23 protein-coding genes are annotated in these 24068 nt (G+C 71.3%); 13 read left to right on the top strand and 10 right to left on the bottom strand.

Going from position 1 to position 24068, the window contains the following annotated elements:
• Nucleotides 1-29: 29 nt before the first annotated feature.
• Entirely contained in the window at nt 30-1172 is a 1143-nt protein-coding gene (locus tag ACIP89_RS25520; RefSeq protein WP_402116919.1) for an 8-amino-7-oxononanoate synthase, read from the bottom strand.
• A gap of 142 nt (nt 1173-1314) precedes the next feature.
• Between ACIP89_RS25520 and bioB the strand changes: the two genes are divergently transcribed.
• From bioB to ACIP89_RS25500, 4 genes are all read left to right on the top strand, one after another.
• Nucleotides 1315-2532, top strand: a complete 1218-nt coding sequence (bioB, locus tag ACIP89_RS25515) for a biotin synthase BioB (RefSeq protein ID WP_402116917.1) — start codon at nt 1315-1317, stop codon at nt 2530-2532.
• On the top strand, nt 2525-3829 hold the full coding sequence (locus ACIP89_RS25510; protein WP_401930533.1) for an adenosylmethionine--8-amino-7-oxononanoate transaminase: 1305 nt from the start codon (nt 2525-2527) through the stop codon (nt 3827-3829). The genes bioB and ACIP89_RS25510 overlap by 8 nt, the downstream gene beginning before the upstream one ends.
• Nucleotide 3830: 1 nt before the next feature.
• Nucleotides 3831-4520: a dethiobiotin synthase gene (gene bioD / locus ACIP89_RS25505; protein ID WP_402116915.1), complete on the top strand. Its 690-nt coding sequence runs from the start codon at nt 3831-3833 to the stop codon at nt 4518-4520.
• A gap of 98 nt (nt 4521-4618) precedes the next feature.
• Nucleotides 4619-5317 carry a class I SAM-dependent methyltransferase gene (locus ACIP89_RS25500; RefSeq protein WP_402116913.1) on the top strand — a complete coding sequence of 233 codons (699 nt, stop codon included), beginning with the start codon at nt 4619-4621 and terminating at the stop codon, nt 5315-5317.
• Nucleotides 5318-5371: 54 nt separating this feature from the next.
• Here ACIP89_RS25500 and ACIP89_RS25495 read toward each other — a convergent pair whose 3' ends face one another.
• Complete coding sequence (locus tag ACIP89_RS25495; protein WP_024493430.1) at nt 5372-5743, bottom strand: hypothetical protein; 372 nt, start codon at nt 5741-5743, stop codon at nt 5372-5374.
• Entirely contained in the window at nt 5740-5967 is a 228-nt protein-coding gene (locus ACIP89_RS25490) for a hypothetical protein (RefSeq protein WP_030921856.1), read from the bottom strand. Before ACIP89_RS25490 ends, ACIP89_RS25495 begins: the two co-directional genes overlap by 4 nt.
• Nucleotides 5968-6246: 279 nt before the next feature.
• Here ACIP89_RS25490 and ACIP89_RS25485 point away from each other — a divergent pair, with 279 nt between their 5' ends.
• The 7 genes from ACIP89_RS25485 (at nt 6247) to ACIP89_RS25455 (ending at nt 15501) form a co-directional block, all read left to right on the top strand.
• Nucleotides 6247-7524 carry a cytochrome P450 gene (locus ACIP89_RS25485; protein ID WP_402116911.1) on the top strand — a complete coding sequence of 426 codons (1278 nt, stop codon included), beginning with the start codon at nt 6247-6249 and terminating at the stop codon, nt 7522-7524.
• 83 nt (nt 7525-7607) lie between these two features.
• On the top strand, nt 7608-8033 hold the full coding sequence (locus tag ACIP89_RS25480; RefSeq protein WP_402116909.1) for a GNAT family N-acetyltransferase: 426 nt from the start codon (nt 7608-7610) through the stop codon (nt 8031-8033).
• 168 nt (nt 8034-8201) lie between these two features.
• Complete coding sequence (locus ACIP89_RS25475) at nt 8202-9539, top strand: hemolysin family protein (RefSeq protein WP_402116907.1); 1338 nt, start codon at nt 8202-8204, stop codon at nt 9537-9539.
• Nucleotides 9536-10555 (top strand): hemolysin family protein, encoded by a 1020-nt coding sequence (locus ACIP89_RS25470; protein WP_402116906.1) that lies wholly within the window; start codon nt 9536-9538, stop codon nt 10553-10555. Before ACIP89_RS25475 ends, ACIP89_RS25470 begins: the two co-directional genes overlap by 4 nt.
• Nucleotides 10556-10745: 190 nt before the next feature.
• Nucleotides 10746-11588: an SGNH/GDSL hydrolase family protein gene (locus ACIP89_RS25465; protein ID WP_401930521.1), complete on the top strand. Its 843-nt coding sequence runs from the start codon at nt 10746-10748 to the stop codon at nt 11586-11588.
• An 832-nt stretch (nt 11589-12420) separates the two neighbouring features.
• Entirely contained in the window at nt 12421-14286 is a 1866-nt protein-coding gene (locus tag ACIP89_RS25460; protein ID WP_402117070.1) for an ABC transporter ATP-binding protein, read from the top strand.
• Between the two features lie 177 nt (nt 14287-14463).
• Nucleotides 14464-15501, top strand: a complete 1038-nt coding sequence (locus ACIP89_RS25455) for a GNAT family N-acetyltransferase (RefSeq protein WP_402116905.1) — start codon at nt 14464-14466, stop codon at nt 15499-15501.
• Nucleotides 15502-15928: 427 nt separating this feature from the next.
• On the opposite strand, the gene ACIP89_RS25450 is transcribed toward ACIP89_RS25455, so the two are convergent.
• The 3 genes from ACIP89_RS25450 to ACIP89_RS25440 are packed head-to-tail and all read right to left on the bottom strand — an operon-like array spanning nt 15929 to nt 18306.
• A complete protein-coding gene (locus ACIP89_RS25450) occupies nt 15929-16723 on the bottom strand; it encodes a MerR family transcriptional regulator (RefSeq protein ID WP_402116903.1) in 795 nt (264 codons plus the stop codon).
• A 15-nt stretch (nt 16724-16738) separates the two neighbouring features.
• Nucleotides 16739-17500 (bottom strand): ABC transporter permease, encoded by a 762-nt coding sequence (locus ACIP89_RS25445; protein WP_401928672.1) that lies wholly within the window; start codon nt 17498-17500, stop codon nt 16739-16741.
• Nucleotides 17497-18306 carry an ABC transporter ATP-binding protein gene (locus tag ACIP89_RS25440; protein WP_402116902.1) on the bottom strand — a complete coding sequence of 270 codons (810 nt, stop codon included), beginning with the start codon at nt 18304-18306 and terminating at the stop codon, nt 17497-17499. Before ACIP89_RS25440 ends, ACIP89_RS25445 begins: the two co-directional genes overlap by 4 nt.
• A gap of 69 nt (nt 18307-18375) precedes the next feature.
• Between ACIP89_RS25440 and ACIP89_RS25435 the strand changes: the two genes are divergently transcribed.
• On the top strand, nt 18376-18762 hold the full coding sequence (locus ACIP89_RS25435) for a hypothetical protein (protein ID WP_402116900.1): 387 nt from the start codon (nt 18376-18378) through the stop codon (nt 18760-18762).
• A gap of 413 nt (nt 18763-19175) precedes the next feature.
• On the opposite strand, the gene ACIP89_RS25430 is transcribed toward ACIP89_RS25435, so the two are convergent.
• Nucleotides 19176-19916: a class I SAM-dependent methyltransferase gene (locus ACIP89_RS25430; RefSeq protein ID WP_401930511.1), complete on the bottom strand. Its 741-nt coding sequence runs from the start codon at nt 19914-19916 to the stop codon at nt 19176-19178.
• A gap of 476 nt (nt 19917-20392) precedes the next feature.
• The gene (locus tag ACIP89_RS25425) at nt 20393-21091 is read right to left on the bottom strand and encodes a TetR/AcrR family transcriptional regulator (RefSeq protein ID WP_401928666.1); all 699 of its coding nucleotides are present in this window, start codon (nt 21089-21091) and stop codon (nt 20393-20395) included.
• A gap of 134 nt (nt 21092-21225) precedes the next feature.
• Between ACIP89_RS25425 and ACIP89_RS25420 the strand changes: the two genes are divergently transcribed.
• The gene (locus ACIP89_RS25420; RefSeq protein WP_402116897.1) at nt 21226-22356 is read left to right on the top strand and encodes an FAD-dependent oxidoreductase; all 1131 of its coding nucleotides are present in this window, start codon (nt 21226-21228) and stop codon (nt 22354-22356) included.
• 464 nt (nt 22357-22820) lie between these two features.
• Here the strand turns inward: ACIP89_RS25420 and ACIP89_RS25415 are convergent, their stop codons facing one another.
• A complete protein-coding gene (locus ACIP89_RS25415) occupies nt 22821-23639 on the bottom strand; it encodes a hypothetical protein (protein WP_401928662.1) in 819 nt (272 codons plus the stop codon).
• Between the two features lie 6 nt (nt 23640-23645).
• Complete coding sequence (locus tag ACIP89_RS25410) at nt 23646-24032, bottom strand: hypothetical protein (protein ID WP_401928660.1); 387 nt, start codon at nt 24030-24032, stop codon at nt 23646-23648.
• Nucleotides 24033-24068 lie beyond the last annotated feature (36 nt).

Raw genomic sequence — 24068 nt, 5'->3', positions numbered from 1 at the left:
CAACGGCGCCGGACGACGCGGGTGTCGTCTCAGGCGTCCGGAGCGGTCCGCCGCACGATCGTGACCGCGGTCGCGATCTGCTCGTCCGTCAGATCGGCGCGTGCGGTCAGCCGCAGCCGGGAGATGCCGTCCGGCACCGAGGGCGGCCGGAAGCACCCCACCGCCATACCGGCCGCACGGCAGTCGGCCGCCCAGCGGACCGCCGCGTCGGCCGAGGGCGCCCGCACCGAGACGACGGCCGCGTCCGGGCGTACGGCGGTCAGACCCGCCGAGGTCAGCCGGTCGTACAGTGCGGTGGCGACCGTACGGGCCCGGACGGCCCGTTCCGGTTCGCGGCGCAGCAGCCGCAGGCTGCCCAGTGCGGCGCCGGCGGCCGCCGGGGCGAGACCGGTGTCGAAGATGAACGTGCGGGCGGTGTTGACCAGGTGGTCGATGACCCGGGCGGACCCGAGGACCGCGCCGCCCTGGCTGCCCAGCGACTTGGAAAGGGTCAGCGTGGCCACGATGCCCTCTGCGCCCGCCAGGCCCGCCGCCGCGAGCGTGCCGCGCCCGCCCTCTCCGAGGACCCCCAGACCGTGCGCGTCGTCGACGAGCAGCGCGGCGTCCTCGTCGCGGCAGGCCTCGGCCAGCGCGCCCAGCGGAGCGGCGTCGCCGTCGACGGAGAAGACCGAGTCGGTGACCGCCAGCGCCCTGCCGTCGTGCGCGTGCAGGGTTTTGCGCACCGCGTCCGGGTCGGCGTGCGGCACGACGGCGGTCTCGGCCCGGGAGAGCCGGCAGCCGTCGACGATCGAGGCGTGGTTGCCCGCGTCCGACACGATCAGGGCGCCCCGGCCGGTGAGGGCGGTGAGGGCGGCGAGGTTGGCCGCGTAGCCGGAGGAGAGGACGAGGGCCGCCTCGAAACCGCAGAAGTCGGCCAGTTCCCGTTCGAGTTCGGCGTGCAGCGCGGTGGAACCGGTCACCAGGCGCGATCCGGTGGCCCCCGCACCCCAGCGGCGCGCGGCGTCGGCCGCCGCCTCGGTCACTTCCGGGTGTCTGGTCAGGCCGAGGTAGTCGTTGCTGGCAAGGTCCAGCAGTTCCGATTCCGCGGGCCGGGGCCGGAGCGTGCGGACCAGTCCGGTGTCCGCACGGCGGCGGGCCTCGTCGTCCATCCAGTCGAACGGGGCGAAGGGCATGGGCAGTCCCTTTTGTAGGCAACTCACAGACCTTAACCGGGGGCGAAGCCGGACAGGGTGTGGCCATGCACACACCCTGAAGGCTCTCTGTTGTCCGGTTCTTCCTTGGCTCGGAGGCCTGCGGTGCGTCAGGATCATCGCCATGGACCTCCTGAACACGCTGGTGGAGAAGGGGCTGCGGCGCGAGCTGCCGACCCGTGAAGAAGCGCTCGCCGTACTGGCCACCCCGGACGACGATCTGCTCGACGTGGTGGCCGCGGCCGGAAAGGTACGCCGTCAGTGGTTCGGGCGGCGCGTGAAGCTCAACTATCTGGTCAACCTGAAGTCGGGGCTCTGCCCGGAGGACTGCTCGTACTGCTCGCAGCGCCTCGGCTCCAAGGCCGAGATCCTCAAGTACACCTGGCTGAAGCCCGACGAGGCGTCCAGGGCGGCTGCCGCCGGGGTGGCGGGTGGCGCCAAGCGGGTCTGCCTGGTGGCCAGTGGCCGGGGTCCGACCGACCGGGACGTCGACCGGGTCTCGCAGACCATCGAGGCGATCAAGGAACAGAACGAGGGCGTCGAGGTCTGTGCCTGCCTCGGTCTGCTCTCCGAAGGCCAGGCCGGCCGGCTGCGCTCGGCGGGGGCCGACGCGTACAACCACAACCTCAACACGTCCGAGGGAACATACGGGGCGATCACGACCACCCACACCTACGCGGACCGGGTGGAGACGGTGCACCAGGCTCAGGCGGCCGGGCTCTCCGCCTGTTCGGGGCTGATCGCCGGAATGGGTGAGAGCGACTCCGATCTGGTCGATGTCGTCTTCGCGCTGCGCGAGCTCGACCCCGACTCGGTACCGGTCAACTTCCTGATCCCGTTCGAGGGGACCCCGCTCGCCAAGGAGTGGAACCTGACCCCGCAGCGCTGTCTGCGGATCCTGGCGATGGTGCGCTTCGTCTGCCCGGATGTCGAGGTACGGCTCGCCGGCGGGCGCGAGGTGCATCTGCGTTCGATGCAGCCGCTCGCCCTGCACCTGGTCAACTCGATCTTCCTGGGCGACTATCTGACCAGCGAGGGCCAGGCCGGACAGACCGACCTCGACATGATCGCGGACGCGGGTTTCGAGGTCGAGGGCGCGGGCACCACCACGCTCCCCCGGCACCGCGCGGAAGCGGGCGGTGGCTGCGCCGCGCACTCCGGGGGGGGCGGCAGCACGCAGGCGGACGGCTGCGGTTCGCACTCCGGCGGCTGTGCGCCCTGCGGCGACGGCTCCGGGGCGGAGGCGGCTGCCGCCGAAGCCGCGGAGGTCCCGGCGGCACGCACGGATCTGGTGTCGGTCCGCCGTCGCGGCGCGGGAACGGATCTCGCACCCAATGCCTGAGCCGCTCTCCCCCGCCGGTCTGCGCGCACTGGACCGGGCACACGTCTGGCACCCCTACGGCCCGATGCCGGGCCGGCAGGAGCCGCTGGTCGTGGAGTCCGCTTCCGGGGTACGGCTCCGGCTCGCCGAACCGGCCCACGGGCAGCGCGAGTTGGTGGACGGCATGTCCTCCTGGTGGTCGGCGGTGCACGGCTACAACCATCCGGTGCTCAACGAGGCGGCCCGCGGTCAGCTGGACCGGATGAGCCATGTGATGTTCGGCGGGCTCACCCACGAGCCCGCCGTGCGGCTGGCGGCCCGGCTGGTCGAGATCACCCCGGAGCCGCTGCGGCACGTGTTCCTCGCCGACTCCGGCTCGGTCTCGGTCGAAGTCGCCGTGAAGATGTGCCTGCAGTACTGGCGTTCGGCCGGCCGGCCCGCGAAGCAGCGACTGCTGACCTGGCGCGGGGGGTACCACGGGGACACCTGGCAGCCCATGTCGGTGTGCGACCCCGAGGGCGGCATGCACGAACTGTGGTCGGGGGCGCTGCCACGGCAGGTCTTCGCCGACGAGCCCCCGGCCGGTTTCGACGCGGAGCCGGACGCCGCGTACGCGACACACCTGCGGGAACTGATCGCGCACCACGCCGATGAACTGGCCGCGGTGATCGTGGAGCCGGTGGTCCAGGGGGCCGGCGGGATGCGGTTCCACTCGCCGGGCTATCTGCGCGTGCTGCGCGAGGCGTGCGACGCCAGCGGTGTGCTGCTGGTGTTCGACGAGATCGCCACCGGGTTCGGCCGGACGGGGAAGCTCTTCGCCGCGGAACACGCCGGGGTCTCCCCCGATGTGATGTGCCTGGGCAAGGCCTTGACCGGCGGCTATCTGACGATGGCCGCGACACTGTGCACGAGCGAGGTGGCCGAGGGCATCTCGCGCGGCGAGGTACCGGTGCTCGCCCACGGCCCGACTTTCATGGGCAACCCGCTCGCCTCGGCCGTCGCCTGCGCCTCCATCGAGCTGCTGCTCGGCCAGGACTGGGAACAGGAGGTCAAACGGATCGAGGCGGGTCTGCGCGACGGTCTGGCGGCCGCGGCCGAACTGCCCGGGGTCCGGGACGTGCGCGTGCTGGGCGCCATCGGCGTCGTCCAGCTCGACCACGAGGTGGACATGGCGGCGGCGACCGAGGCAGCGGTGCGCGAGGGCGTGTGGCTGCGGCCGTTCCGCGATCTCGTCTACACCATGCCGCCGTACGTGACCGGTGACGACGACGTGGCACGGATCTGTCGCGCGGTGTGCGCGGCGGCGAGGGAGGGCTGAGATGAGCGTTCTGGTGGTGACCGGCACGGGCACGGAGATCGGCAAGACGATCGTGACCGCTGCCGTGGCGGCGGCCTCCGCAGGGCGCCGGGTGGCCGTGCTCAAACCGGCCCAGACGGGGCTGGAACCCGGTGAGCCGGGTGACGTCGCCGAGGTCGTACGACTGGCGGGCAGCCATGTGACGGGCCTCGAACTGGCCCGTTTCCCCGAACCGTTGGCGCCCGCCACCGCCGCCAGGCGGGCCGGCCTCCCGCCGGTGCGCCCGTACCAGGTGGCGGAGGCGGCCGAGAAGCTGGCGGCCGAGCACGATCTCGTCCTGGTCGAGGGCGCGGGCGGACTGCTCGTACGGTTCGACGACGAAGGGGCCACCCTGGCGGACGCGGCACGGCTGCTCTCGGCGCCGGTCCTGGTGGTGGCGCCGGCCGGACTCGGCACGCTCAACTCCACGGCACTGACCTCGGAGGCCCTGCGCGCCCGTGGGCTCGACTGCCTCGGGGTGGTGGTCGGCAGCATGCCCGAGGAGCCGGATCTGGCGGAGCGCTGCAATCTCACGGATCTCCCGGTGGCCGCGGGGGCCCCGCTGCTCGGTGTGATCCCGGCGGGTGCGGGGGCGCTGCCGCCCGCGGAGTTCCGTGCGCGGGCCGGCGGCTGGCTGGCCGCCGGGCTGGGCGGGATCCGTCCGCCGGACTGACGGCCGCAGCCGGCGCGGGACGCTGCCGTCAGCCCGGCGGACCCGGGTGGTCCGGTGCAGAATCGGGGTAGCGGGGGACAACGCGGAGGAGGCCCGTCATGCGGTTGCGGAGTGCGAAGACGCACCGGGACGCGGTGCACCACCCCGTCTTCGCCCGCTACTACGCCCGGGTGAGCGTGGCCGCGGAGACCACCGCGGGCATCGCCCCGGTGCGAGCGGAGCTGCTGTCCGGTCTCTCCGGGCAGGTCATCGAGATCGGGGCGGGCAACGGTCTCAACTTCGCCCACTACCCGCCCGCGGTCCGCGAGGTGGTGGCGATCGAACCGGAAGCCACCCTGCGGCGGCTGGCCGTACGGTCCGCACTCGGGGCCGGAGTTCCGGTGGATGTCATGCCGGGTACGGCGGAGGCGCTGCCGGTGCGGGACGGGGTGTTCGACGCCGCCGTCGTCTCGCTGGTGCTGTGCACCGTGCGGGATGTGCGACGGTCGCTCGCGGAGGTCAGGCGGGTCCTGCGCCCTGGCGGCGAGCTGCGCTTCTTCGAACACGTGCGGGCCGACAGCAGGGGCATGGCCGCCGCCCAGCGGCTCCTGGACCGGACCGTGTGGCCGCGGCTCACCGGAGGCTGCCACACCTCGCGTGACGCGCTGGCCGCGATCGAGGCGGCCGGATTCGTGGTGGAGGCGCACCGGGGCATCCGGATCCCCGAGCGCGGTGTCCGGCTCCCCACCTCGGCCTGCGTGGTCGGGGTCGCGCGACGGGCCCGGGCAGCCGAGCCGGCGCGGTCCGCGGACGGCTGACCGCTCGGCACACGTACCGGGCCGGTACGCACAGCTCCGGGAACGGCCGACCGCTCACAGGCTCCACTGGCGCAGTTCGTCGGCGATCGCGCGGACGTCCGCCTTGCCCTCCTTGACCAGCAGCGCCAGATCGCGGACCTGCTCGGGCGAGGTGATGACCTTCAGGCCCGACGCGACGAGATAGGCGTAGGCAACGGCGGAGGCGAACATCGCGTTGGACCGTTCCAGCGCGGGAACGTGCAGCAGCAACTGCAGCAGTGACGCGGCTCTGGAGTGCGGGTCGCTGTAGACGGGGCTGCCGAAGATCTCCGCCTCGTGGCGGGCGACGGCGGCGACGAGCGCACCCCAGTCGGTGACCTGCGGGTCGCCGGGCGTCTTGTGCTCCGCGACCATGAGCAGCCAGGAGAGATGGATCCGGAGATTCAACGGGTGCCTTTGCGCTCCGGGCCGAACTCCTCGGCGAACACCGATTCGTACTGCTTCATGAAGTCGGCGGCTGCTTCGACGAAGGTGTGTCCGACCTCGCCCGCATCCTGTTTGACGAGCTCCTCTATATAGCGGTTCACACTCATCCCCCTCTGGAGCGCGCGCTGCCGCGCGGCCTCGGCGGTGGCCTCGTCCACTCGTACGTTCAGCTGAGTCTTGGGCACCCCATCACGCTAGCGCGGGATCACTAGCACCGGCAAGGGGAACCGGTGTGCGGGGTGCATCCGCGCAGGCCGCCGGGCCCGTCCCGGCACAGCCGTGGGCACCCCGGCGCGCCTATGGCCGGAAGATAACCGACGGATACCCCACCCAACCGCTCCCCCGCCCGAACAAGTAGTCATAATTCCAGGTCAGGCAGGCGACGCCGGTGCGGTCGGCACCGTCCAGGCGTCGACTCGCGTGCCGGCCGTCCAGCATCCCCGCGACTACTCATGGAGTCCACATTGAGTACGACGTTCCGTTCTCGTATCACCGCCAGGTTCGGCCGCAGCTACCTGGCCAGGATTCAGAAGCACGGAATCGGATCCTCCACGATCAGGCTGCTGCCCGAGGATCTCCTGATGCTGCTGCGCAGGGACGGTCTGGACCCGGTCCGGCAACTGGCCACGGCGCGGTCCGCCGCACCGGTGTTCAGGGTGTCGCTGCCGTTCGGCATGGACGCCTGGGTGGTCACCGGATACGAGGAGTCGAAGGCCGTGCTCGGCTCCGCCGACGGATTCAGCACGGACTTCGCCCACCTCGCCACGAACGCCGGGATAGCCGCCGAACAGAGCCCCGGCGGACTGGGGTTCAGCGATCCGCCCGTGCACACCCGGCTGCGCCGCATCCTGACCCCGGAGTTCACCATGCGCCGGCTCCGCCGGCTGGGTCCGAGGATCGATGCCATCGTCGAGGAGCGACTGGCCGCGATGGAGGCCGTGCGGGGCCCGGTGGACCTGGTGCACGAGTTCGCGCTGCCCATCCCCTCACTCACGATCTGCGAACTGCTCGGCGTGCCGTACGAGGACCGCAACGACTTCCAGCAGCTGGCCATGGACCGTTTCGACCTCTTCGGCGGAACGACCGCACCCTTCGGTGCCATGTCCGCATCACTGGACTACTTCAGGGGGGTCGTCAGGGCGCAGCGCGTGAAGCCGGGCGACGGCCTGCTCGGCATGATCGTGCGGGAGCACGGCGACAGCGTCGACGACGAGGAACTCGCGGGTCTCGCCGACGGCGTACTCACCGGCGGGTTCGAGACCACGGCCAGCACGATCGCGCTCGGCTCGCTCGTCCTGCTGCGGAACGAGGACGTGCTCAACCGGCTGCGTACGGACGACACCAGCACCGTGCCGTTCGTCGAGGAGGTGCTGCGCTACCTCTCCGCCGTACAGATGGCCTTCCCCCGGTTCGCCCGCCGGGACATCGAGATAGCCGGGGTCGTCATTCCGCGCGGGGACATGGTCCTCTGCTCCCTGAGCGGCGCCAACCGGGACGAGTCCTACGTCATGGACGACGGCCGCTTCGACCCGGACCGCGCCACCGCGTCGCATCTCGCCTTCGGCCACGGCATCCACCGCTGCATCGGCGCCGAACTGGCCCGGATGGAGCTGCGGTCGGCCTACCCGGCGCTGGCCCGGCGGTTTCCCGGTATGCGCCTCGCCGTGCCGCCGCAGGATCTCGCCTTCCGCAAGCTGTCGATCGTCTACGGCATCGAGTCACTGCCGGTGCACCTGCGCTGAGGCCGGCGCGGTCCCCGCCCGTGGCGTGCGGCCGGGCAGGTATTGGCTGGCGGCGCGGGGCGGCACTCTGCTTGGCTCACCGGATGAGTGATCTCCACATCAGGTGCGCCGCGGCAGCCGACATCGACTCCGTACTGCGGTTTTGGCGTACGGCGGCAGAAGGCACGAGCATCACCGACGACCGCGCCGGAGTGGGGCGGCTCGTCGCCCGCGACCCCGAGGCCCTGCTCCTCGCGGAGCGTGACGGGGTCCTGGTCGGCACCGTCATCGCCGGTTTCGACGGGTGGCGGTGTTCCGCCTACCGGCTGGCCGTCGCTCCGGACCGCCGCCGGCAGGGCATCGCCACCGCGCTGATAGACGCGGCGGAGCAGCGGTTCGCCGCGCTCGGCGGTCGCCGCGCCGACGCCATGGTCCTGGAGGCCAACGAGCGAGCGCACCACACCTGGGACGCGGCCGGCTACCGGCGCGAGGACCAATGGCGGCGCTGGGTGAAGCCGCTGGCGGGGTGAGAGGCCGCAGGACAGGGCGACTTTGCTGATCCTTTACCATGGGTGTTCCCCTGCCGATCCTTACGAAAGGTGTGAGCGTCCATCCATGGGCGAGCCTCCCAGTAGCCGACATCGCCGATACCGCGCGATCCTCCCCTCCCTGCCCGATCATGGGACGGAGGTGAACCGATGACCGAAGTGCTTCTGCTGCTCGTGGCGGTACTGCTCTCCCTTGCCTGCGGCGCCTTCGTCGCGGCGGAGTTCTCCCTGACCACCGTCGAACGGGGACAGCTCGAACGGGCTGTCGAGCAGGGTGAACGTGGCGCTTCGAGCGCCATGAAGGCGGTGCGCAGCCTCACCTTCCAGCTCTCCGGGGCCCAGCTGGGCATCACCGTCACCAATCTGGTGGTCGGCATGCTCTCCGAACCCTCGATCGCGAAACTGATCCGGGGACCGATCGAAGCCGTCGGGCTGTCCTCCGGCGTGGCGTCGTCCTTGGCGCTCGTGATCGGTACAGCCCTGTCCACCGTGTTCCTGATGGTCGTCGGCGAGCTCGTCCCGAAGAACTGGGCGATCTCCTCGCCGCTGGCGGTCGCGAAGACCGTGGCCACCCCGCAGCGGGTCTTCACCGCCCTGTTCCGTCCCTTCATCAGCCACCTCAACAACACGGCCAACCGGATCGTGCGCCGCTTCGGACTCGAACCCGCCGAGGAGCTGGCGACGGCCCGCAGCCCTCAGGAGCTGGTGGCCCTGGCCCGGCACTCGGCCAAGGCCGGCGCCCTGGAGGCGGACACCGCAGAGCTCTTCGTCCGTACCCTGAACCTCGCGGAGCTGACCGCGGAGAACGTGATGACTCCGCGGGTCCAGGTCACCGCGCTTGAGGTGCTGGCCACCGCCGAGGACGTCGCCAACGCCACCCGGGCGACCGGCCTGTCCAGGTTCCCCGTGTACCGGGGCAGCCTCGACACCGTCGTCGGCGTCGCCCACATCAAGGACGTGCTGGCGATCCCCGCCGAGGAGCGGCCCCGTAAACGGATCGGTGACATGCTGCGCGAGCCGCTGCTCGTACCGGAGACACTGACCGTGGACCGGTTGCTGGACCGGCTCTCCGGCAAGCTCGCCATGGCGGTCGTCATCGACGAGTACGGCGGTACGGCCGGCGTGGTGACGCTGGAGGACATCGTCGAGGAGGTCGTCGGCGAGGTGCGGGACGAGCACGACCCGCACGAGACGCCGGATCTCGCGCCTGCCGGCGAGGACGCGGACGGACGCACCCTGTGGTCGGCGGACGGCGCCGCCAGGACCGACCAGCTGGAGAGGATCGGACTGCGCGTGCCGGACGGACCGTACGAGACGCTTGCCGGGCTGATCGCCTCTGAAGTGGGCCGGATCCCCGTCGCCGGTGACGTGGTCGAGTTCGCCGGCTGGCGGCTCGACGTGGTGGACGCCTCCGGGCGCCGCGCCGCGCGGGCACTGCTGCACGCCCCGCTGCCCGGCACCGACGAGGCGCCGGAGGACGGCCGATGACCGCCGTACAGCTCTTCATCGGGCTGCTGACCCTGGTCGTGAACGCCTTCTTCGTCGGCGCGGAGTTCGCGCTCATCTCCGTACGGCGCAGTCAGATCGAGCCGCAGGCGGAGGACGGGAACCGGCGCGCGCGCAGTGTCATCTGGGGACTCGAACACGTCTCCGCGCTGCTCGCCGCCGCGCAGCTGGGCATCACGCTCTGCACCCTGGTCCTCGGTATCGTCGCGGAACCGGCCATCGCGCACCTGCTGGAGCCGGTCTTCGACGCCGTGGGTATGCCGCACGGGCTGGTCCATCCGTTCTCGTTCGTGATCGCGCTGTCCGTGGCGACGTATCTGCACATGCTGCTGGGCGAGATGGTGCCGAAGAACATCGCGCTCGCCGAGCCCGTGCGGACCGCGCTGCTGCTGGGTCCGCCGCTGGTGGCGCTGGCCCGGGCACTGCGTCCGGTGATCTTCGCGATCAACGCCTTCGCCAACGCTCTGCTGAAGCTGCTGCGGGTGGAGACGAAGGACGAGGTCTCCGCCACCTTCTCGGACGACGAGCTGGCCCGCCTGGTGAAGGACGCGGGGGATGCCGGCCTGGTCGACGACCGGGCGGCGGAGCGGCTGCACCACGCGCTGGAACTCGGCCGCCGGCCCGTGCGCGATGTGGTGCTGCCGGTGGACCGGGTGATGTACACGAGGGTCGGTACGAGCCCCGAGGAGCTGGAGCGGCTCTCGTCGGAGACCGGGTTCTCCCGTTTCCCGGTCATGGACGGCGAGCAGCGGATCCTGGGCTACCTCCATGTGAAGGACGCCCTCGATGTCACGCCCCGCGACGAGCCGTTCCCGGTGACGGCGATGCGGCCGATCGCCCGGGTCCGGGCGTCCACCCCCCTCGACGACGTGCTGACCGCGCTGCGGCGCAGCCGTACGCACCTCGCGGCGGTCGTCGACGAGGACGACCGGCTGGCCGGAATGGTGACGATGGAGGACGTACTCCGGGAACTGGTGGGACGGCCACAGGCACGGTGATCCGCCCCGGCCCCGGCCGCTGCCCCTTGACCGGGGCCGCGGCCGGGGGCCGTGCTGCCCCGCCTCGCGCTCGGGAAGGGCCGGGCGGGCCGCTTGGCCAGGAGGGGCCGGGCGGCTCCGTGCTCGGGAAGGGCCAGGGGGCTCCGTGCTCGGGAAGGGCCGGGGGGCTCCGCGATATCATCGCATCGCCATGGAAATGAATGCCACCTACACCAGTCTCGTCGCGATCGGCGACTCGTTCACCGAGGGCATGTCGGACCGGCTCCCCGACGGTTCGTACCGGGGCTGGGCCGATGTCCTCGCCGCCCGGCTCGCGGCCCGGACGCCCGGATTCCGGTACGCCAACCTGGCCGTCCGCGGGAAGCTCATCGGCCAGATCGTCGACGAGCAGGTGGACGTCGCCGCGGCCCTGCGGCCGGACGTCGTGACGCTGGTCGGCGGGCTCAATGACACCCTGCGCCCCAAGTGCGACATGGGCATGGTCCGGGGGCGGCTGGAGGAGGCCGTGGAACGCCTCGCGCCATCGTGCAAGAAGCTGGTGCTGATGCGCAGCCCGGGGCGCAACGGGCCGGTGATGGAACGGTTCCGGCCCCGGATGGAGGAGCTGTTCTCCCTGGTCGACGAGCTGGCTGCCCGGCATGGCGCGGAGGTCGTGGATCTGTACGGGGCACCGGTGCTGGGCGACCCCAGGATGTGGGACGTCGACCGGCTGCACCTGACCGCCGAGGGTCACCACAGGGTGGCCGAGGCGGTGTGGCAGACCCTCGGCCTGCCCGCGGAGAACGACTGGCGGACGCCGCTGGCCGCCGCCGTCCCGCCGCGCTGGGCCACGCGGCGCGTCGATGATGTGCGCTTCGCGCGTGAGCACCTGTTCCCCTGGATAGGGCGGCGGCTGACCGGCCGCTCCTCGGGGGACGGACGTTCGGGGGCACAGTTCAGCGCCGAGCAGGGGCTGGCCTTCTGGGTGACCCCTGACGACGCCGCCACCCCGGGTCCGGTTGCCACGTGGCGCCGCGTGGACGCGGGCGAATAGCGGTCCACCGCCACTTCCCTCCGTTAGCCGTCCTCCGTGAGCTGTTCTCCGTTAGCTGCTCTCCGTTAGCTGCTCTCCGCAGTACGGATCCGGGGTACGGACCGTCGGCAGGCCGTCGCCGTACGACGCCGGGCCGCGACACCATCGGGGTGCCCGGCGCCGGGCCGGTCCCGGGCCGCGCGTTTCACGGCTGCCCGCATGACGCACGGGGCGAGCTGACACGTCTCGCCCCGGAGCGCTCCGGGGCGTCCGCCGAGCGCGGCCCGCCCTCCCCGGCCGCCTCCGCCGCTCGCCTCCGGTCGAGCCGGACACGGTGCGCCCGACCGCCACCACGAAGATCACTCCGGGGTCGTGCCTCGTCCTCGCCGCGCCCCGGTCAGTCATGCCGCCACACCGGCGCCGCGGCCTGCATGGCAATCCCCCGGAAGAGTGACCGGCCGCGTCGAACTGATTTCAACGCCCAGCGCCGCACCCTGCCCGCCCAATCCGCCCAATCAGAACGTGTGTTCACAAAATGAGCCGTGACGGAGCCCGAACCGAGGCGTTATTAGAGCACCAGTGCCACTTCGCCGCCCGGATGGAGCAACGCCATGCATCCCGCCCCCACTCGCGTACATCAGCCCTCTGGAATCGAACGGCGCCCTGCCGCCGCGACGAGGGGCCGCACCGACCGCACCCGCTGCTCAGCCTGTCCGGACACGGGGTGGGAGGCATGAGTGAGTCGACGGATGAATCGACCGGCAGCGTCCCGGGGCCGCGCCCCACCCCGCAGGACCCGTCAGCGGAACACATGACGGCCACCGGGCCGGAGCAGGCCTCCGCCGTCCCGGAGATGCGGTACGTGGACCTGACGGGCAGCCGGGAAGCGGCCGGACGGTCGATCCGGATGCGCGACATGGCCCGCCGCCTCCCCCAGCTGGTCCGGCGGTCCCTCGCTCTCGCCCACCGCGTCGACCGACGGGCCACCATCGGTCTTCTGCTGTGCCAGACGGCGGCCGGCGTGATGCAGGCACTGGGCCTGATCGCGATCAGCGGCACCCTCACCGCGCTGCTGACCAGCGGAGACGTCTACCACCGGCTCCTGCAGGCGTGGCCGTCCGTGGCCCTGCTGGCCACCGCGTCCGGAGTACGGGCCCTGCTGGGGATCACCGTCAGCTGGCTCTCCTCCCGGCTGAGCCCCCTCATGTCACGCGAAGCCGAGCAGATGCTGCTCAACGGCTGCGCCACGGTGGAGCTCTCCGCCTACGACGACCCCGACTTCAACCGCGACCGGGAGGCGGCCGACCGCGGAGCGCAGGTCACCGGCGACCTGATCAACGAGGGTCAGGACCTGATCGCCTCGACCGCGTCCTTCCTCGCCGGTGCCGCCGTGCTCGCCGGGGTGAACTGGACGCTCCTCCCCCTCCTGGTCGCGGCCAGCCTGCCGCAGGCCCTCGCGCAGGTCAGCGCCGCCCGCGTCCGCTACCTGGCGAACCTCCGCAGCAACGGCGACAACCGCATGCTGTCGGTCCTGCGCTGGCACATCTTCACCCGGGAGGCCGCCGACCAGATCCGGGCCGGCACGATGGCCGCCTTCCTTTCCGGCCGGTACCGGCAGACAGTCGCCCGGATCAACCGCGAGGACCGCACCGCGGCCGACAAGGGCGCCCGCATGTCGCTGCTCGGCGCGCTCTGCGGCGGCCTCGGCTCCGCCGTCGTGTGGGCGGCGGTGGTGTGGTTGCTGGCCACCGGCCGCATCAGCGTCGGGCACGCCGGGACGGCCGTCTTCGCGCTGCAGACGGTGGGCCAGTCGGTGCGCGGGCTCGTCGCCGTCGGAGCCAGGGCCGTGCGCACGGGCCTGTACATGGACGACTGGTCACGATTCCTCGACCTCGCCGGCGGGTACGCCATGCGCCGCGGCGAGCACCGGCCGGAGCCGCCGGACGAGATCGAGATCAGGTCCGTCTCACACCGCTACGCCGGAAAGGACCAGGACGCGCTGTCCGACGTCTCGCTCACCCTGCGCCGCGGCGAGGTCACCGCACTGGTCGGCTTCAACGGCTCCGGGAAGTCGACCCTGTCGAAGCTGGTCAGCGGTCTCTACCTGCCCACGGGCGGGCAGGTGCTGTGGGACGGCGTCCCCACCGGCGACGCCGATCCGCAGGCGCTCTGGCAGCAGGTGGCCCTGGTGCCGCAGGACTACGCGCACTGGCCGCTGACCGTGCGGGAGAACGTGACCCAGGGGCAGCCCACGGCCCGGGGCGACGCCGCGGTCCGCGAAGCGTGCGACGCCGCCGACGCCGACGAGGTCATCGACAAGCTGGGCGCCGGCCTGGACACCCTCCTGGCCCGCGAGTGGCTGAACGGCGAGGAACTGAGCGGCGGACAGTGGCAGCGCATCGCCCTCGCGCGGGCGTTCTTCCGTGAGGCCGGACTCCTGGTCCTCGACGAGCCGACCGCCAATCTCGACCCTCGCGCGGAATACCGGATCTTCCAGCGACTGCGGGACCTGGCCCGGGACCGGGTCGTACTGCTGGTGACCCACCGCATCACGAACGTGGCCGTCGCCGACCGGATCGTGGTCCTCGACGGGGGCAGGGTCGTGCAGGAGGGCACGTACAAGGCTCTTGCCGAACAAGACGGCCTGTTCAAGCAGTTGCTGTCCTACCAGGTCACCTCCGAGGCGAACGACGACACGAGCGGGGCGACCCGCGCGTGAGGGCTCCCCCAGTGCGGAACAGAGGCGGTCAGCGCGCAGGGCTGCGTACGTGCCGTGGTGGGAGTCCCTGCGCCGCATGACCGCATCGTCCCGACGGACGCCCACGAAAGGCCGGCGGGGTACGCCCCGGCCGCGCGCCGAGCGCCGCCCATCCAACTCGACGACAGGAGCTGTTCCATGAAGCGCGACCTCGCCCCCGCCGCCACGGTGGGGCCGCAGGCCGGGACCGAGCGCCCGGTCACCCGCGCGGCCGGTCCCGCCGACGCCGAGGGCATCATCGCTCTGCGGTCGGAATTCATCCTCTCCGAGCCCCTCGACCCGCAGTGGACCGCGCGGTGCGCCACCCAGCTCGCCCGCCGCCTGTCCCCGGGAGGAGACGCCCGCGCCCAAGTCGCACTGGCACCGGACGGGTCGATCGTCTCCTGCGCCCTCGGCCTGATCCATCCGGTCCTCCCTGCGCCCGCCTACCCCAAGGGCCTGGCCGCGCGGGTGCACGCGGTGGCCACACGGCCTGAGTTCCGCCGCCTCGGCCTCGCCAGGGAGATGTTGCCCGCCCTGCTCGACCGCCTCCAGGCGGACGGGGTCACGCTCTTCGAACTGCACGCCGGCGAGGAGGCCGCACCGCTGTACCGGGACCTGGGGTTCGCGGCCGATCCCGCGTTGATGCGGATGACGCGGCTTGAGGGGGCGGCCGCCCGCGTCGAGTCCCCCGCCGGCCGTGTGCTGCTCCCACCGGAGGAGTACGCCTCTTCCGTGCCCAAGTCGACCGGATCGGCCTTCATCTTCTTCACCGACCAGGACAACCGTCCGGTGCAGTTGCGGGCAACCTACTCCGAGGCGCATCCCTGGCAGTTCCCGGGCGGCACGATGGACCACGGCGAGCGGCCCTGGCAGACGGCGCAGCGCGAATGCCGTGAGGAGACCGGGCTCGACGTGGCGGGGCCGCCCCGACTGCTCGCCTCGGTCTTCGGACCGCCCGGGGGCGACTGGCCGTACTCCACCACGGGTTGCGTCTTCGACGGTGGCCGGCTCTCCGACGCACAGATCCGGTCCATCGTCCTGGACCCGGACGAGCATGACGCGGTACGTGTCCTCACGGTGAAGGAGTGGGAACCGCTCATGCCCCCGCAGGACTTCGCCCGCCTGGACGCCGTGATGACGGCCCGGCTGACCGGCACAACCGCGTACTTCGACTCCTGGGGCTGGGGCAGCTGACCTTCGTGCTGTCGGGCGACCTGCGGGAGGCCGATGGCCTTGGACCCGCCCGCACCCAGTGATCAGACGTCAGGAACCGTACAACGGTGAGGGGAGCGACACGTCGAGGCAGGTCCGGAAGGAAGCCTGGCAGGAGCACCTGGCCCCGGAACGCCGCGGCCTGCCCGGCCTGTCTGTCCGTCTGTCTGTCCGTCTGTCTGTCTGTCTGTCTGTCTGTCTGTCTGTCTGGACTGCCCGGTCCGGCCGAAGGGGATGGGAGGGGTGGACACGACCTGGTCACCCTCCGGCTGAGCCTCGCCTTCTTCCGGAACCGGTCGTCCGTGCTGCGTGCTCTCGGGGCGCGGTTGCGTGAAGATGCCCGCGTCGGCCCTGTTCCGCACTGAGGCAGACGGCTGTCCCCAAGAAGCACGTGCACCCCCAAATAGCTTCACGATGGCGGCAGCTCAGTGCTGGGGCTCTCGGCAGGCACTCGCTGGATGCGGGTCCAGCCCCTCCAGCCCCGCTCCTCCAGGATCGCCAACAGCCGCGCGGCGTGCGGTGAGAACTCGACCATGGTCGCGTCCAGCAGATCGACGAACTGATCGTCCATGCCGTCATCGGCACCCACCTCCCCGGCCTCCACAGCGCGAACCATCAAGCGCTCCATGATGTCGGCGACCTCGACGATCCGCGGGTCGTCGGCCGGCCAGTCGAGTGCCCCGCTGAGAAGGCTGTAGAGCCTCACCATGTAGGGATCGTCCAGCTCCTCGTGCTTCTTGGCGATCACGGAGTCGATCGAATGCGGCACCTGGGCGGCGATCATGATCCAGGCATCCCGCTCCATCCCGATGTACCGCTCCTCAACGCCGAGACCGCGCAGCCGGTCGAGGTAGTCCACAACGCTCTGCGGAAGCGCAAGATGCGCTCCGCCGGCAAGCCGGGCGAGTCGGCTGCGAGTGTCCTGCAGCCGCCGGATCTCGGCACGCAGGGCCTTGTCGATCTGCTGGACGCCGTCGGCGAATTCCTCCGGGCCGGCGGCGAGGAGTTCCTGTACCCGGGCCAGCGGCACACCGGCGTCTGCGAGGGTGCGGATCCGGATGAGTCGCACGACCGCGTCAGCGTCGTAGATCCGGTATCCGGACCGGTCGCGCTCGGGCTCGGGCAGCAACCCAATCCGGTGGTAGTGACGTACCGCCCGCACCGTCACCCCGGCGTACGCCGCGAGCTGGCTGATGGTGAGCATGGGTCTCAGCCTGCCTCAGGCGATCTTCCGGCGGTAGGCGGCCATCGCGAAGATGTACGCCACCACGAGAATGCCGACGCACCACGCGAGGGCGGTCCAGATGCTGTCACCGACCGGCTGCTGGGCGAACAGGTCGCGGATCGTGTTGACGATCGACGTCACCGGCTGATGTTCGGCGAACCAGCGCACGGGGCCGGGCATCGTCCTGGTGGGAACGAACGCCGAACTGACGAACGGCAGGAAGATGAGGGGGTAGGCGAAGGCGCCGGCGCCCTCGACCGACGACGCGGAAAGCCCGGGGATCACGGCGAGCCAGGTAAGCGCCAGGGTGAACAGGAGCAGAATGCCGGTGACCGCGAGCCATGCCGGCACTCCTGCCCCTGAGCGGAAGCCCATGAGCACAGCGACGCCCACGACGAGCACGAGCGCGATCAGATTGGCGACCAGAGAGGTGACGACGTGGGCCCACAGCACACCCGACCGCGCGATCGGCATGGACTGGAATCGTTCGAAGATCCCGCTTTTCACATCGGTGAACAGCCGGTACGCGGTGTATGAGATGCCCGATGCGATGGTCATGAGCAGGATGCCGGGCAGCATGTAGTTCACGTACGGAACCGATCCGGTGTCGATGGCGCCGCCGAACACGTAGACGAACATCAACATCATGGCGACCGGCGTGATGGCAGTCGTGATGATGGTGTCCATGCTGCGTGTGACGTGGCGCAGGGTCCGCCCCGTGAGCGCGGCAGTGTCGTTGAAGAAGTACGCGGTCATCCTCGTCCCCCAGTTGTTGTGCCAGTGACATCGCTCTTGTCGTTGCCCCCGATGACTGCGAGAAAGATGTCCTCAAGGGTCGGCTGCTTCTCGACGTACTCGACCTTGGCGGGTGGGAAGAGCTGCCTGAGCTCGGTGAGGGTGCCGTTGACGATGATCCGACCCTGGTGGAGGATCGCGATCCGGTTGGCCAGCTGCTCGGCCTCCTCCAGATACTGCGTGGTGAGCAGCACCGTCGTTCCGTGGCCGGCGAGTTCCTTGACCGCCTCCCACACCTCGATGCGCGCCTCGGGGTCAAGACCGGCCGTCGGTTCGTCCAGGAAGATCACCGGAGAATTCCCGATGAGGCTCATCGCGATGTCCAGTCGGCGGCGCATCCCACCCGAATACGTGGACACTCGCCGCGCGCCCGCCTCGCTCAGCGAGAATCGCCTCAGCAGGTCATCCGCGGTCGCGCCGGGGTCCTTGATGTGGCGCAGCCTGGCGACCAGAGCGAGGTTCTCCCGACCGCTGAGGATCTCGTCGACGGCCGCGAACTGTCCGGTGAGACTGATGGACTCCCGCACGTCCGCCGCCTGCGTGGCGACGTCGAAGCCATTGACGTTCACCGCCCCCGCGTCGGCTCTCAGGAGCGTGGCGAGGATCCTCACGGTCGTGGTCTTGCCCGCTCCGTTGGAACCGAGCAGGGCGAAGATGCTGCCCGACGCCACGTCGAAGTCCACACCGCGCAGCACTTCGAGCTGTCCGTACGATTTCCTGAGACCTTGCACGCGAATCGCCGGACCGTCGATCGATTGTGCTGTCATGGTCATCCGCCTCCTTCGCGGAGCTGTTCCAGGCGACTGCGCGGAAGCTCCTCCCGGAAGGATGGAGGGTTGACCCAGCGTCAAGGTCAAGGCCTGTCCGACCCCGGCATCCAGATCGCCAGCCGGCCGGACGGGCTGGCTGCGCGTGTGGAGGAGGCCCATGACATCACCGTGCTGCACGATGACCGGCCGGGCATGCGCCGCATCTCCCCGGTCGTCCGCGTCACCGAATGGGACGGCGAGCTCGCGTTGGGGGAGCCGGAGAAGTTCGTCCGCTGGACGTGGCACCCGCCGCACATCCTGGCCACGCTCGGAACGATCTTCATGCCCTCCGTCCCATCCCTGAACGCGGTCTTCCCCGGGGTGCTTCCGGGGGCTGCCGCCGGTGCACTCCTGCCCGTACCTCTCCGCCGTCCCGCCCGTGCCGGGCGAACCGTCGCAGGGCAGAGCTCATGACGCACCCGGTCAACGAGCTGTCCGGCGGTGGCCCGAACCGGCTCGCCCCCTCGCTGATGGGCATGTTCGCCCATCCCTACGACGAGTCCCTGTTGGCAGGCGGTGTGCTCGCGCGGAGCTTCGCCGACGGTGCACGCACGGCGGTCGTCACCACCACGTGGGCGCCGGACAGTCTCCGCGCGGCTGAACTCAGCGACGCCCTGGGTGCGCTCGACGGCGGTATGCCGCGCATGCCCGGCCACGCCGATGCCCGCAACCCCTCGTCCACCCCCGGCCGGGTTGGGATCGTGGATGTACCGCTCGACGAGGTCGTCGGCTCATACCCGGCCCCGTACCGGACGATCCCCACCCGCGGTCCGTCGCCGGCCGACCCCTGCCGACCCCGGTGCGGCGCTGTGGCGCTGTGGCGGTGCTTACGGTTTGTGGGTTACCCAGAGCATTTCAGCCGGCCAGCGATGTGCCCAGTCAGGCGGGTCGGTCTGGTTGTAGCCGTTGGCCGTTCCGGGCTCGGGCCGCGGCTCGATGAGGTCGTCGATGACGAGACCCGCGTCGCGCAAAACCCTGATCCAGTCGCCGTAGGTGAGCTGATAGCTGACGGCGCCCTGGCCTTCGGCGATGGTGTCCAGCCCGAAATAGTCCTGCTGCAGCGTCGTGGTGGCACGGCTGGCGGCTTCGTCGTAGCAGGCTTCGAACCATGGACTGGCGACGTTGAACACCAGGCGCCCACCACGGCGCAGGATGCGTGCGGCCTGCGGGACGGCCAGGTGCGGGGACGCCCAGCTGAGCCCGCCGTAGTCACAGAACACCAGGTCGAAGCTGTCGGCGGCGAACGGGAGGTGTTCGGCGGCGCCCTGCACCAACGGGTAGCGGGCCGCTCCCATCGCGTGAGCTGCCGCGGCGAGCTGGGCTTCGGACAGGTCGAGCCCGACCACGGTGGCGCCCTCGGCGGCGAGCGCCCTGGACCACTGGCCGGCGCCGCAGCCGAGTTCGAGGACGCGCTTGCCGGTGACGTCGCCCAGGGCGTGCAGGTGCGCGTCGGGGATGGCGTACGTGCCCCACAGCCGGGGCGTCGCGCCGATCTGCGGGTCGTGCTCGTGCTGGTAGGAGCTGCTGATCCGGTTCCAGAATTGCCGGTTGGCCGAGATGCTGTTCACGCGCCGACCCAAGCACTGCCTGCCCGGGACGGTCAACACGATTGTGCCGCTACCGGGAAGGTCCACCGGTTCACGGGTGTCCTCTCCGACCGCCGATGCGATTGAGTGGGACGGGTCAGCCCGATCCAGCGGCAGGAGGCTTGGCGACAGCAGGGGTTCACGTCCCCAGGATCGGCGACTGCGAGGGTCAGAAGCCGCAGCAGATCATCCGGCGGGGCGCACGAACGGCGTGCGCTGCCTGCGGCGATAGTCCAGCCGGCCTCTGCGGGCGGCGATACCTCCCGTCGCTCACCTTGCGGTTGACCGTTCCAACGTCCGCCACGCACTCCCGACACCGATGAGCGGGGCCTCAGCCGGACCCACTCGGCCTTCCTCAGATCGCTCCGTCCCACGGTCAACTCGTCCCAAGAGCACCCCGTCCCGTGCCGGCGACAACGTTCCGGACTCCGGCAGTCACGTGGTGCGCCGGAGAGTGCCTAGTCCGCTCCAGCTCCGCGCCCACCGTTCACGGCCTCGATACCGGCGAGGATGAGGTCGACACCGGCGAGGAATTGCGCACGGTCGTCGTGTTCCGGCAGACGCTTCGCCGCGCCGCGCGCCCAAGGGTGCTGCACGGGGTCGAGCTGGGCCCACTGCGCGGCGATCTCCGCGAGCAGCCGGTCTCGATCCGCCTCGGCACCGGCGAGCACGCGGGCGTTGGCGGCGTTCTGCCCGGCGACTCCGAGGATGTAGTTCACGAGAGCCCCCGCCGAGTCGAACACGGCCTCCTCCGGCACATCGAGTGCCTGCAACTGCTCAGCGACGCTCTTGTAGACCTCCAGCAGCGTGGGGCGCCAGGGCTCCCGGGTGAGCTGGGCACCGACCCAGGGGTGCGCGTCGATCGCGTCGAACAGGCCGAGGGCGAGGGACCGCAACGCTTCCCGGGGCCCCGCGTCGGCGGCCGGGCCGGCCACGACGCGGTCGATCACACGGTCGGCGGCCGCCGAGAGCAGGTCGCTCTTGTTGGCCACTCGGTGATAGATCGCCCCGTAACCCGTGTGCAGGTGGCGGGTGAGCGTGCGGAAGGTCAGCGCCGCCTCGCCGTCGGCGTCAAGGATCTCGGTCGCGGCCTGGACGATCACCTCTTTGGACAGTGCGTCGGTGCGTCGCGCTGCCCGGTGGCCCTTGGTTGTCATGCCTTCATTCTGTCACGTTGGATCGTTGCTCCAAAAAGGACTCCAACCAGTGTACGTTTCATTGGAGCGACGATCCAAAGAAGCTCTGGCAGTTCGCGGTTCGATCAGCTCTGGAGAATGAGGAGAGGAAGAAGATGACGGCACCAGTTGTCACGGTCATCGGAGCGGGCCTCGGCGGTCTTGCCCTGGCCCGCGTGCTGCACGTACACGGCATCCCGGCCACCATCTACGAAGCGGAGGCCTCCGCGACCGCACGCGCCCAGGGCGGCATGCTCGACATACACCCCTGGAACGGCCAGCCCGCGCTGGCGGCCGCCGGGCTGATCGAGGAGTTCCGCGGCCTCGTCCTGGAGGGGCGCGAGTCCTACCGGGTCCTGGACCGGACAGGATCCGTACTCCTCGACCTGCCCGACGACGGGACGGGCTCACGTCCGGAAGTACAGCGCGGTCAGCTGCGGCAGCTGCTGCTCGACTCGTTGCCGGACGACGCCGTCCGGTGGGGGCACAAGGCCACGGGCGTACGGTCCCTCGGCAACGGCCGCCACGAGGTGCGCTTCGCCAACGGAGGCACCGCCACCACAAGTCTGCTGGTCGGGGCCGACGGGGCGTGGTCACGGGTCCGGCCGGTCCTGTCGGACGCCACCCCGACGTATGCGGGCGTCACCTCCGTCGAGACCTTCCTGTCCGACGCGGACGCCCGTCACCCCGCCGCCGCGGAAGCGGTGGGTGCCGGCTCGTTGTTCGCGCTCGCGCCGGGAAAGGGATTCCTCGCCATGCGGGAGGCCGATGGGAGCCTGCACTCCTACGCGCAGCTCGTGAAGCCGCTCGACTGGCCCTCCGACACCGATGCCGCAGACGCCGCGGCCTTGACGGCACGGGTCGTTGCGGAGTTCGAAGGATGGGCCCCGCAGCTCACCGCCCTCCTCACCGACAGCGACACCGCGCCGCTCCTGCGCCGCATCCATACCCTCCCGGTGGGGCACCGCTGGGATCCGACGCCCGGGATCACGCTGCTGGGCGATGCCGCCCACCTCGCCCCGCCGAACGGGGAAGGTGCCAATCTGGCCATGCTGGACGGCGCCGAACTCGGCCGGGCCGTCGCCCGGAATCCCGACGACATCGAGAAGGCGCTGGCTGAGTACGAGCAGGCCATGTTCGCGCGCGCCGTCGAAGCGGCGGGTGAGGACGTCTACGACATCATGCTCGGCGACGACGCGCCCCACAGCTGGATCGCCATGATGACTGAGGACGGGCAGCCGTCATGAGCGCGGCGGTCGTCAACGCCGGAAGCCTCGCCCAGGCCGGCGCAGCGGCACGACGGCCCCGCAGACCGCCGCCGCTCCCCGCGCCGGGCACGTACCGGCTCGGTTCCCGCAGCACGGGGACGGGCCGGGCCCCGCTGCCCCCGCGCCGGGCCCCGTTGCCCTCGCGCTGGGCCCCGTTGCCCCCGCGCCGGGCCCCGTTGCCCCCGCGCCGGGCCCCGTTGCCCTCGCGCCGGGCACGGGCCGGGTTCGTTCCACACGCCGGGCACGGGCGGGCTCCCGTTCCCCGTGCCGGGCACGGGCCGGGCTCTTTCCCGCGCACCGGCGCGGGTCGGGCGCCGTTCCACGCGCTGGCACGGGTCGGCTCTGTTCCGGCACGGTGGGCGCGCAGGTCCTGCGCGGTGCGCACGCCCTTCCCGTGGAGTGGGGGTGCCGGAGGCTTCGCTGTCGCGCACCCGCCGTCCTGCTCATGCCTGCCCGCCCGGCTCCCCCGTCCCGCGCAGCGTGAACGCCGCCTCCGTAGTACGGCACAGCGCCTGCACCGCATGGCGCAGGGAGCGCCAGGAGGCCAGGCCCAGGAGGATCCCGAAGGGTGCCGCGGGCCACCACCAGGCGCCGAGCACCGTGAATGCCGTGCTCCAGACGAGGCCCTCGCAGGCCGCGTCATAGGCGTCACGGGCCTGGGCCAGCGCCGCGCGGGGCTGATCGGCGGCACTGAGCAGGAGGACGGTCCAGCCTCCGGCGACGTCCTCGCCGGTCTGCCGTCCGACGTTCTCCTCGGTGTGGCGGAGGCGGTCGCCGGACCAGGTCGGGGACTTCGGCCGCCCGCCCGTTCCGGCCCGTGCGGCCCGTGCGTCGAGCCGGTCGGCACGCAGCGCGTGGCCGTCGGCGCGGGCCCGCACGGAACGCCGGGCAAGCACGTCCGGTTGGGTCCAGCGCCGCACCCGCCACCTGGTCACCCGCCGGCCCACCGGCATCAGCCACCACGGCCAGGCCCCGGCCGCGAGAGAGCCGATCGAGGCCGCCGCGTAGGGCACCGCGAAGGCGGCTCCCAGCACCGGCACCGCGACGAGTACGAGCGAGGCGACGGTGTCCGCCGTCGGGCCGGCGCCCGTCCGCAGGGCGTCGGCCATCCGCTCGCGCGCGAGGGCGATGTCGTTCCAGTGGGCATGGCCCAGGTCCCCGCCGCCGACGGCAGCGACGACGACGAACAGCGCGGCGGGCAGCAGCCGTCGCAGGAACCAGCCGTCCGGTATCCGCTTCTGCAACTCGATGAGCAGGCCCATCGCCCGTCAGCCGTCCACCAGTCGCATCGGACCTCCGGCCAGGTCGCAGACCGGTGTGGCGGTTGCCGTTGCGGCGCGCAGTTCGACCCGGCCGCAGCGGCTCGTGGGGCAGACCCAGCCCACTGACTGCGGGGTGGGTGCGCCGGGCCAGTCGCCGACACCCATGGTGGCGGGCAGTCCGAGCCCGTTCGGGACGCCCGCCGACTCGACGGCGTCGTGCAGCGCCCGTACGGCGTCCCGCCACTCGGCACCGGCCGGATCGGCGTCCCGTACGACCGGGAAGGCCGACTCCCATACAGCGGACGGGATGAGCGGACGCAGTTCCTCGACGTTGCGGCACAGGTATTCCACGGCGTCCTCGTACACACCGCGCGCCTTCGCTCCTTCGCCCACTCGACCCCCTAATCCTGCGTACACCAAGCTTCCTGA

Source organism: Streptomyces sp. NPDC088730 (assembly GCF_044751215.1).
GTDB lineage: Bacteria > Actinomycetota > Actinomycetes > Streptomycetales > Streptomycetaceae > Streptomyces.
This window is presented reverse-complemented; position numbering and strand designations above follow the sequence as displayed.

Bases quoted from the DNA above. Each gene is read 5' to 3' on its own strand.
- bioD (WP_402116915.1), top strand. From the start codon at position 3,831: ATGAGCGTTCTGGTGGTGACCGGCACGGGCACGGAGATCGGCAAGACG.
- ACIP89_RS25450 (WP_402116903.1), bottom strand. From the start codon at position 16,723: ATGCTCACCATCAGCCAGCTCGCGGCGTACGCCGGGGTGACGGTGCGG.
- ACIP89_RS25445 (WP_401928672.1), bottom strand. From the start codon at position 17,500: ATGACCGCGTACTTCTTCAACGACACTGCCGCGCTCACGGGGCGGACC.
- ACIP89_RS25455 (WP_402116905.1), top strand. From the start codon at position 14,464: ATGAAGCGCGACCTCGCCCCCGCCGCCACGGTGGGGCCGCAGGCCGGG.
- ACIP89_RS25470 (WP_402116906.1), top strand. From the start codon at position 9,536: ATGACCGCCGTACAGCTCTTCATCGGGCTGCTGACCCTGGTCGTGAAC.
- ACIP89_RS25500 (WP_402116913.1), top strand. From the start codon at position 4,619: ATGCGGTTGCGGAGTGCGAAGACGCACCGGGACGCGGTGCACCACCCC.
- bioB (WP_402116917.1), top strand. From the start codon at position 1,315: ATGGACCTCCTGAACACGCTGGTGGAGAAGGGGCTGCGGCGCGAGCTG.
- ACIP89_RS25425 (WP_401928666.1), bottom strand. From the start codon at position 21,091: ATGACAACCAAGGGCCACCGGGCAGCGCGACGCACCGACGCACTGTCC.
- ACIP89_RS25465 (WP_401930521.1), top strand. From the start codon at position 10,746: ATGGAAATGAATGCCACCTACACCAGTCTCGTCGCGATCGGCGACTCG.
- ACIP89_RS25480 (WP_402116909.1), top strand. From the start codon at position 7,608: ATGAGTGATCTCCACATCAGGTGCGCCGCGGCAGCCGACATCGACTCC.
- ACIP89_RS25520 (WP_402116919.1), bottom strand. From the start codon at position 1,172: ATGCCCTTCGCCCCGTTCGACTGGATGGACGACGAGGCCCGCCGCCGT.
- ACIP89_RS25420 (WP_402116897.1), top strand. From the start codon at position 21,226: ATGACGGCACCAGTTGTCACGGTCATCGGAGCGGGCCTCGGCGGTCTT.
- ACIP89_RS25460 (WP_402117070.1), top strand. From the start codon at position 12,421: ATGCGGTACGTGGACCTGACGGGCAGCCGGGAAGCGGCCGGACGGTCG.
- ACIP89_RS25415 (WP_401928662.1), bottom strand. From the start codon at position 23,639: ATGGGCCTGCTCATCGAGTTGCAGAAGCGGATACCGGACGGCTGGTTC.
- ACIP89_RS25475 (WP_402116907.1), top strand. From the start codon at position 8,202: ATGACCGAAGTGCTTCTGCTGCTCGTGGCGGTACTGCTCTCCCTTGCC.
- ACIP89_RS25440 (WP_402116902.1), bottom strand. From the start codon at position 18,306: ATGACAGCACAATCGATCGACGGTCCGGCGATTCGCGTGCAAGGTCTC.
- ACIP89_RS25510 (WP_401930533.1), top strand. From the start codon at position 2,525: ATGCCTGAGCCGCTCTCCCCCGCCGGTCTGCGCGCACTGGACCGGGCA.